Genomic DNA, 8,400 nt, shown 5'->3' with positions numbered 1-8,400 from the left:
TGGAGGTTCCTTCAGTTTTCTGATGAAGCGCGAATATAGAGAAATATCCCGAATGTGCAGTTAACGAATTCTTGCGGTTTCTTTTAGCGCCGCCAATACCGCCAGCCCGTCGCGCAAGGGGCGCGGCTCGTGTGTGCGGATGAAGTCAGCTCCACCTGCGGCGGCGGCAAGCTCTGCAGCGAGTGTCGCGGCCCCGACATCCCCCGGACCACGGCCTGTGAGCGCGCGCAGAAAGGATTTGCGCGAAACAGACAGAAGCACCGGCAAATCGAAGCGCAGCCGCAATTCATCGAACCGCGCCAGCACCGAGAGCGAGGTTTCGGGAGCAGCCCCCAGAAAAAACCCCATGCCGGGATCAAGGACAAGGCGGTTGCGTTTGATACCGGCACCCGTCAGCGCCGCGATGCGCGCGTCAAAGAACGCCGCAATGTGATCCATGATGTCGCCAGCGGGTGCCTCGCGCCGATCTGCCTGCCCGTCTTGCACCGAATGCATAACGACGAGTTTGGCAGATGATTTCGCCAATTGCGGATAGAACGCAGCGTCTGGAAAACCGCGAATATCATTGAGATAGGCCACACCACGCGACAAGGCATAGGCTTGCGTCGCGGGTTGATAACTGTCGAGCGAGACGGGAATGCCATCTGCCTTGAGCGCGTCCAGCACCGGCGCGATACGCTCGATTTCTGTGTCGGACGAAACAGGCGCGGCGTCGGGGTTGCTGGATGCCGGACCGAGGTCGATCACATCTGCCCCCTCGGCCATCAGCTTACGCGCCTGCGCAATGGCTGCGTCTGGCGCCAGATACCGGCCTCCATCGGAGAAACTGTCCGAGGTTATGTTGACGATGCCGAAAATGATGAGCGATTTATTCATGGGGGCTTCTATAATAATAATAATCGAGCATGAGTCTCATACGGATGCTCGGGTCGAAAGGGAATCCCCAGGCGAGTAACCTGTTTGCGGTGATCCATTAGCTGCAGGAGCAGAATAGCATACATCTGGAAGCAAAGCCAGGAAAGCGGCCTATGGAGCTGTGCGGCAGCGCTCAGTAGGCAATTTTTCAAAATATTGTTAAGCCTTTTCTGAGCATGGTATTTTTCATGGTATTACCAATTAGCAGGAAAATAAGCCATTGAATATAAAAGATAAAAATGTCTTGTTTACAATAGAGTGGGGGGGGTCAGCCTGCCGCCTTGGGCCGGGTGATGTCGTACTTGCCCGCCGCGAACTCGGTTACCGTCCAGCCCAGCGCGACCAGCTCCGGCAACGCCTCGCGCACCCGCTGGCGGCGCTTGCGCATGGTCGAACCACTGGCCTCTGACGGCCAGACATAGCCGCACAAGGTATCTATGGAAGCCTTGCCGGTTTTGCCGGGGTCGATCCAGCCACACAGCCGCTGGTGCAGCAGGCGGGCGGTTTCGCTGTCCAGCGCCCGCACCTCGTCCATGCTGATGCGCACATGCTGGCCGCCACCCATGACGGCCTGCGCGATCAAGGGGTTCAGGGCCACGTACAGGCGCCCGTCCGCCTCGTCGCTGGCGTACTCCGACAGCAGCCGAAACCCCTGCCGCTTGCGGCCATTCTGGGCGATGATGGATACCTTCCAAAGGCGCTCGATGCAGTCCTGTATGTGCTTGAGCGCCCCACCACTATCGACCTCTGCCCCGATTTCCTTTGCCAGCGCCCGATAGCTACCTTTGACCACCATGGCATCAGCGGTGACGGCCTCCCACTTGGGTTCCAGGAACAGCCGGAGCTGCCGTCCGCCTTCGGTCTTGGGTTCCGGGCCAAGCACTAGGCCATTAGGCCCAGCCATGGCCACCAGCCCTTGCAGGATGCGCAGATCATCAGCGCCCAGCGGCTCCGGGCCGCTGAACTCGATCCGCTTGCCGTCGCCGTAGTCATACGTCACGTCCAGCTTGCTGCGCTTGCGCTCGCCCCGCTTGAGGGCACGGAACAGGCCGGGGGCCAGACAGTGCGCCGGGTCGTGCCGGACGTGGCTGAGGCTGTGCTTGTTCTTAGGCTTCACCACGGGGCACCCCCTTGCTCTTGCGCTGCCTCTCCAGCACGGCGGGCTTGAGCACCCCGCCGTCATGCCGCCTGAACCACCGATCAGCGAACGGTGCGCCATAGTTGGCCTTGCTCACACCGAAGCGGACGAAGAACCGGCGCAGCGTGTCCAGCACCATCAGGCGGCGGCCCTCGGCGGCGCGCTTGAGGCCGTCGAACCACTCCGGGGCCATGATGTTGGGCAGGCTGCCGATCAGCGGCTGGATCAGCAGGCCGTCAGCCACGGCTTGCCGTTCCTCGGCGCTGAGGTGCGCCCCAAGGGCGTGCAGGCGGTGATGAATGGCGGTGGGCGGGTCTTCGGCGGGCAGGTAGATCACCGGGCCGGTGGGCAGTTCGCCCACCTCCAGCAGATCCGGCCCGCCTGCAATCTGTGCGGCCAGTTGCAGGGCCAGCATGGATTTACCGGCACCACCGGGCGACACCAGCGCCCCGACCGTACCGGCCACCATGTTGGGCAAAACGTAGTCCAGCGGTGGCGGCGCTGCTGCGAACGCCTCCAGAATATTGATAGGCTTATGGGTAGCCATTGATTGCCTCCTTTGCAGGCAGTTGGTGGTTAGGCGCTGGCGGGGTCACTACCCCCGCCCTGCGCCGCTCTGAGTTCTTCCAGGCACTCGCGCAGCGCCTCGTATTCGTCGTCGGTCAGCCAGAACTTGCGCTGACGCATCCCTTTGGCCTTCATGCGCTCGGCATATCGCGCTTGGCGTACAGCGTCAGGGCTGGCCAGCAGGTCGCCGGTCTGCTTGTCCTTTTGGTCTTTCATATCAGTCACCGAGAAACTTGCCGGGGCCGAAAGGCTTGTCTTCGCGGAACAAGGACAAGGTGCAGCCGTCAAGGTTAAGGCTGGCCATATCAGCGACTGAAAAGCGGCCAGCCTCGGCCTTGTTTGACGTATAACCAAAGCCACCGGGCAACCAATAGCCCTTGTCACTTTTGATCAGGTAGACCGACCCTGAAGCGCTTTTTTCGTATTCCATAAAACCCCCTTCTGTGCGTGAGTACTCATAGTATAACAGGCGTGAGTACCAACGCAAGCACTACATGCTGAAATCTGGCCCGCCCCTGTCCATGCCTCGCTGGCGGGGTGCCGGTGCCCGTGCCAGCTCGGCCCGCGCAAGCTGGACGCTGGGCAGACCCATGACCTTGCTGACGGTGCGCTCGATGTAATCCGCTTCGTGGCCGGGCTTGCGCTCTGCCAGCGCTGGGCTGGCCTCGGCCATGGCCTTGCCGATTTCCTCGGCACTGCGGCCCCGGCTGGCCAGCTTCTGCGCGGCGATAAAGTCGCACTTGCTGAGGTCATCACCGAAGCGCTTGACCAGCCCGGCCATCTCGCTGCGGTACTCGTCCAGCGCCGTGCGCCGGTGGCGGCTAAGCTGCCGCTCGGGCAGTTCGAGGCTGGCCAGCCTGCGGGCCTTCTCCTGCTGCCGCTGGGCCTGCTCGATCTGCTGGCCAGCCTGCTGCACCAGCGCCGGGCCAGCGGTGGCGGTCTTGCCCTTGGATTCACGCAGCAGCACCCACGGCTGATAACCGGCGCGGGTGGTGTGCTTGTCCTTGCGGTTGGTGAAGCCCGCCAAGCGGCCATAGTGGCGGCTGTCGGCGCTGGCCGGGTCGGCGTCGTACTCGCTGGCCAGCGTCCGGGCAATCTGCCCCCGAAGTTCACCGCCTGCGGCGTCGGCCACCTTGACCCATGCCTGATAGTTCTTCGGGCTGGTTTCCACTACCAGGGCAGGCTCCCGGCCCTCGGCTTTCATGTCATCCAGGTCAAACTCGCTGAGGTCGTCCACCAGCACCAGACCATGCCGCTCCTGCTCGGCGGGCCTGATATACACGTCATTGCCCTGGGCATTCATCCGCTTGAGCCATGGCGTGTTCTGGAGCACTTCGGCGGCTGACCATTCCCGGTTCATCATCTGGCCGGTGGTGGCGTCCCTGACGCCGATATCGAAGCGCTCACAGCCCATGGCCTTGAGCTGTCGGCCTATGGCCTGCAAAGTCCTGTCGTTCTTCATCGGGCCACCAAGCGCAGCCAGATCGAGCCGTCCTCGGTTGTCAGTGGCGTCAGGTCGAGCAAGAGCAACGATGCGATCAGCAGCACCACCGTAGGCATCATGGAAGCCAGCATCACGGTTAGCCATAGCTTCCAGTGCCACCCCCGCGACGCGCTCCGGGCGCTCTGCGCGGCGCTGCTCACCTCGGCGGCTACCTCCCGCAACTCTTTGGCCAGCTCCACCCATGCCGCCCCTGTCTGGCGCTGGGCTTTCAGCCACTCCGCCGCCTGCGCCTCGCTGGCCTGCTGGGTCTGGCTCATGACCTGCCGGGCTTCGTCGGCCAGTGTCGCCATGCTCTGGGCCAGCGGTTCGATCTGCTCCGCTAACTCGTTGATGCCTCTGGATTTCTTCACTCTGTCGATTGCGTTCATGGTCTATTGCCTCCCGGTATTCCTGTAAGTCGATGATCTGGGCGTTGGCGGTGTCGATGTTCAGGGCCACGTCTGCCCGGTCGGTGCGGATGCCCCGGCCTTCCATCTCCACCACGTTCGGCCCCAGGTGAACACCGGGCAGGCGCTCGATGCCCTGCGCCTCAAGTGTTCTGTGGTCAATGCGGGCGTCGTGGCCAGCCCGCTCTAATGCCCGGTTGGCATGGTCGGCCCATGCCTCGCGGGTCTGCTCAAGCCATGCCTTGGGCTTGAGCGCTTCGGTCTTCTGTGCCCCGCTCTTCTCCGGGGTCTTGCCGTTGTACCGCTTGAACCACTGAGCGGCGGGCCGCTCGATGCCGTCATTGATCCGCTCGGAGATCATCAGGTGGCAGTGCGGGTTCTCGCCGCCACCGGCATGGATGGCCAGCGTATACGGCAGGCGCTCGGCACCGGTCAGGTGCTGGGCGAACTCGGACGCCAGCGCCTTCTGCTGGTCGAGGGTCAGCTCGACCGGCAGGGCAAATTCGACCTCCTTGAACAGCCGCCCATTGGCGCGTTCATACAGGTCGGCAGCATCCCAGTAGTCGGCGGGCCGCTCGACGAACTCCGGCATGTGCCCGGATTCGGCGTGCAAGACTTCATCCATGTCGCGGGCATACTTGCCTTCGCGCTGGATGTAGTCGGCCTTGGCCCTGGCCGATTGGCCGCCCGACCTGCTGCCGGTTTTCGCCGTAAGGTGATAAATCGCCATGCTGCCTCGCTGTTGCTTTTGCTTTTCGGCTCCATGCAATGGCCCTCGGAGAGCGCACCGCCCGAAGGGTGGCCGTTAGGCCAGTTTCTCGAAGAGAAACCGGTAAGTGCTCCCTCCCCCTACAAAGTAGGGTCGGGATTGCCGCCGCTGTGCCTCCATGATAGCCTACGAGACAGCACATTAACAATGGGGTGTCAAGATGGTTAAGGGGAGCAACAAGGCGGCGGATCGGCTGGCCAAGCTCGAAGAACAACGAGCGCGAATCAATGCCGAAATTCAGCGGGTGCGGGCAAGGGAACAGCAGCAAGAGCGCAAGAACGAAACAAGGCGCAAGGTGCTGGTGGGGGCCATGATTTTGGCAAAGGTGAACAGCAGCGAGTGGCCGGAGGATCGGCTCATGGCGGCAATGGATGCGTACCTTGAACGCGACCACGACCGCGCCTTGTTCGGTCTGCCGCCACGCCAGAAGGATGAGCCGGGCTGAATGATCGACCGAGACAGGCCCTGCGGGGCTGCACACGCGCCCCCACCCTTCGGGTAGGGGGAAAGGCCGCTAAAGCGGCTAAAAGCGCTCCAGCGTATTTCTGCGGGGTTTGGTGTGGGGTTTAGCGGGCTTTGCCCGCCTTTCCCCCTGCCGCGCAGCGGTGGGGCGGTGTGTAGCCTAGCGCAGCGAATAGACCAGCTATCCGGCCTCTGGCCGGGCATATTGGGCAAGGGCAGCAGCGCCCCACAAGGGCGCTGATAACCGCGCCTAGTGGATTATTCTTAGATAATCATGGATGGATTTTTCCAACACCCCGCCAGCCCCCGCCCCTGCTGGGTTTGCAGGTTTGGGGGCGTGACAGTTATTGCAGGGGTTCGTGACAGTTAGTACGGGAGTGACGGGCACTGGCTGGCAATGTCTAGCAACGGCAGGCATTTCGGCCTCCCTGCCTGACGGGCATTTAGTAACATTTTTCCAACCGTACGAAATGTTATAAATTATCGGACATCGTAAAACTGTTACATTAATATGTCTATTAAATCGTAAATTTGTAATAATAGACATGAGTTGTCCGATATTCGATTTAAGGTACATTTTTATGCGACTTTTTGGTTACGCTCGGGTCTCAACCAGTCAGCAGTCTCTTGATCTTCAGGTCAGAGCACTCAAAGACGCAGGTGTGAAAGCAAACCGTATATTTACCGATAAGGCATCCGGCAGTTCAACAGACCGGGAAGGGCTGGATTTGCTGAGGATGAAGGTGGAGGAAGGTGATGTCATTCTGGTTAAGAAGCTCGACCGTCTTGGCCGCGACACTGCCGATATGATCCAACTGATAAAGGAATTTGACGCTCAGGGCGTGGCAGTCCGGTTCATTGATGACGGGATCAGTACCGACGGTGATATGGGGCAAATGGTGGTCACCATCCTGTCGGCTGTGGCACAGGCTGAACGCCGGAGGATCCTAGAACGCACGAATGAGGGCCGACAGGAAGCAAAGCTGAAAGGAATCAAATTTGGCCGCAGGCGTACCGTGGACAGGAACGTCGTGCTGACGCTTCATCAGAAGGGCACTGGTGCAACGGAAATTGCTCATCAGCTCAGTATTGCCCGCTCCACGGTTTATAAAATTCTTGAAGACGAAAGGGCCTCGTGATACACTTATTTTTATAGGTTAATGTCATGATAATAATGGTTTCTTAGACGTCAGGTGGCACTTTTCGGGGAAATGTGCGCGGAACCCCTATTTGTTTATTTTTCTAAATACATTCAAATATGTATCCGCTCATGAGACAATAACCCTGGTAAATGCTCCAATAATATTGAAAAAGGAAGAGTATGAGTATTCAACATTTTCGTGTCGCCCTTATTCCCTTTTTTGCGGCATTTTGCCTTCCTGTTTTTGCTCACCCAGAAACGCTGGTGAAAGTAAAAGATGCTGAAGATCAGTTGGGTGCACGAGTGGGTTACATCGAACTGGATCTCAACAGCGGTAAGATCCTTGAGAGTTTTCGCCCCGAAGAACGTTTTCCAATGATGAGCACTTTTAAAGTTCTGCTATGTGGTGCGGTATTATCCCGTGTTGACGCCGGGCAAGAGCAACTCGGTCGCCGCATACACTATTCTCAGAATGACTTGGTTGAGTACTCACCAGTCACAGAAAAGCATCTTACGGATGGCATGACAGTAAGAGAATTATGCAGTGCTGCCATAACCATGAGTGATAACACTGCTGCCAACTTACTTCTGACAACGATCGGAGGACCGAAGGAGCTAACCGCTTTTTTGCACAACATGGGGGATCATGTAACTCGCCTTGATCGTTGGGAACCGGAGCTGAATGAAGCCATACCAAACGACGAGCGTGACACCACGATGCCTGCAGCAATGGCAACAACGTTGCGCAAACTATTAACTGGCGAACTACTTACTCTAGCTTCCCGGCAACAATTAATAGACTGGATGGAGGCGGATAAAGTTGCAGGACCACTTCTGCGCTCGGCCCTTCCGGCTGGCTGGTTTATTGCTGATAAATCTGGAGCCGGTGAGCGTGGGTCTCGCGGTATCATTGCAGCACTGGGGCCAGATGGTAAGCCCTCCCGTATCGTAGTTATCTACACGACGGGGAGTCAGGCAACTATGGATGAACGAAATAGACAGATCGCTGAGATAGGTGCCTCACTGATTAAGCATTGGTAACTGTCAGACCAAGTTTACTCATATATACTTTAGATTGATTTAAAACTTCATTTTTAATTTAAAAGGATCTAGGTGAAGATCCTTTTTGATAATCTCATGACCAAAATCCCTTAACGTGAGTTTTCGTTCCACTGAGCGTCAGACCCCTTATGGCAGAGCAGGGAAAGGAATTGCCGGGCTATGTGCAACGGGAATTTGAAGAATTTCTCCAATGCGGGCGGCTGGAGCATGGCTTTCTACGGGTTCGCTGCGAGTCTTGCCACGCCGAGCACCTGGTCGCTTTCAGCTGTAAGCGTCGCGGTTTCTGCCCGAGCTGTGGGGCGCGGCGGATGGCCGAAAGTGCCGCCTTGCTGGTTGATGAAGTACTGCCTGAACAACCCATGCGTCAGTGGGTGTTGAGCTTCCCGTTTCAGCTGCGTTTCCTGTTTGGGGTCGTTTGCGGGAAGGGGCGGAATCCTACGCTAAGGCTTTGGCCAG

10 protein-coding genes and 2 pseudogenes are annotated in these 8,400 nt (G+C 58.6%); 4 read left to right on the top strand and 8 right to left on the bottom strand.

Annotated features, from left to right (window positions below):
- Positions 1-60 precede the first annotated feature (60 nt).
- From sul2 to HMPREF2596_RS11540, 8 genes and pseudogenes are all read right to left on the bottom strand, one after another.
- Entirely contained in the window at positions 61-876 is an 816-nt protein-coding gene (gene sul2 / locus HMPREF2596_RS03510) for a sulfonamide-resistant dihydropteroate synthase Sul2 (protein ID WP_001043265.1), read from the bottom strand.
- A 307-nt stretch (positions 877-1,183) separates the two neighbouring features.
- Positions 1,184-2,035, bottom strand: coding sequence for a replication protein C, IncQ-type (repC, locus tag HMPREF2596_RS03505; RefSeq protein WP_000240536.1), 852 nt, complete (start codon positions 2,033-2,035; stop codon positions 1,184-1,186).
- Positions 2,022-2,600: an AAA family ATPase gene (locus HMPREF2596_RS03500; protein WP_070849663.1), complete on the bottom strand. Its 579-nt coding sequence runs from the start codon at positions 2,598-2,600 to the stop codon at positions 2,022-2,024. Before HMPREF2596_RS03500 ends, repC begins: the two co-directional genes overlap by 14 nt.
- 29 nt (positions 2,601-2,629) lie before the next feature.
- A complete protein-coding gene (urfF, locus tag HMPREF2596_RS03495; protein WP_007857788.1) occupies positions 2,630-2,836 on the bottom strand; it encodes a plasmid repression protein F in 207 nt (68 codons plus the stop codon).
- A 1-nt stretch (position 2,837) separates the two neighbouring features.
- Positions 2,838-3,050, bottom strand: a complete 213-nt coding sequence (locus HMPREF2596_RS03490; RefSeq protein WP_000455501.1) for a hypothetical protein — start codon at positions 3,048-3,050, stop codon at positions 2,838-2,840.
- Positions 3,051-3,110: 60 nt separating this feature from the next.
- Positions 3,111-3,980 (bottom strand): DNA-primase RepB domain-containing protein, encoded by an 870-nt coding sequence (locus HMPREF2596_RS11550; RefSeq protein ID WP_229382459.1) that lies wholly within the window; start codon positions 3,978-3,980, stop codon positions 3,111-3,113.
- Positions 3,981-4,078: 98 nt separating this feature from the next.
- Positions 4,079-4,492: an IncQ-type mobilization protein MobB gene (locus tag HMPREF2596_RS11545; RefSeq protein ID WP_010890157.1), complete on the bottom strand. Its 414-nt coding sequence runs from the start codon at positions 4,490-4,492 to the stop codon at positions 4,079-4,081.
- A gap of 106 nt (positions 4,493-4,598) precedes the next feature.
- Positions 4,599-5,240 (bottom strand): annotated as a pseudogene (locus HMPREF2596_RS11540) (MobA/MobL family protein); the annotation flags it as partial.
- 199 nt (positions 5,241-5,439) lie between these two features.
- Here HMPREF2596_RS11540 and HMPREF2596_RS03480 point away from each other — a divergent pair.
- From HMPREF2596_RS03480 to HMPREF2596_RS03465, 4 genes and pseudogenes are all read left to right on the top strand, one after another.
- On the top strand, positions 5,440-5,724 hold the full coding sequence (locus tag HMPREF2596_RS03480) for a mobilization protein C (RefSeq protein ID WP_000238497.1): 285 nt from the start codon (positions 5,440-5,442) through the stop codon (positions 5,722-5,724).
- A 598-nt stretch (positions 5,725-6,322) separates the two neighbouring features.
- Positions 6,323-6,880: a recombinase family protein gene (locus HMPREF2596_RS03475; RefSeq protein ID WP_001235713.1), complete on the top strand. Its 558-nt coding sequence runs from the start codon at positions 6,323-6,325 to the stop codon at positions 6,878-6,880.
- A gap of 182 nt (positions 6,881-7,062) precedes the next feature.
- Positions 7,063-7,923: a broad-spectrum class A beta-lactamase TEM-1 gene (locus tag HMPREF2596_RS03470; RefSeq protein ID WP_000027057.1), complete on the top strand. Its 861-nt coding sequence runs from the start codon at positions 7,063-7,065 to the stop codon at positions 7,921-7,923.
- Positions 7,924-8,069: 146 nt separating this feature from the next.
- Positions 8,070-8,400 (top strand): annotated as a pseudogene (locus HMPREF2596_RS03465) (transposase zinc-binding domain-containing protein); the annotation flags it as partial.

The sequence above is a fragment of the Neisseria sp. HMSC078C12 genome, assembly GCF_001838065.1.
Taxonomy (GTDB): Bacteria; Pseudomonadota; Gammaproteobacteria; order Burkholderiales; family Neisseriaceae; genus Neisseria.
This window is presented reverse-complemented; position numbering and strand designations above follow the sequence as displayed.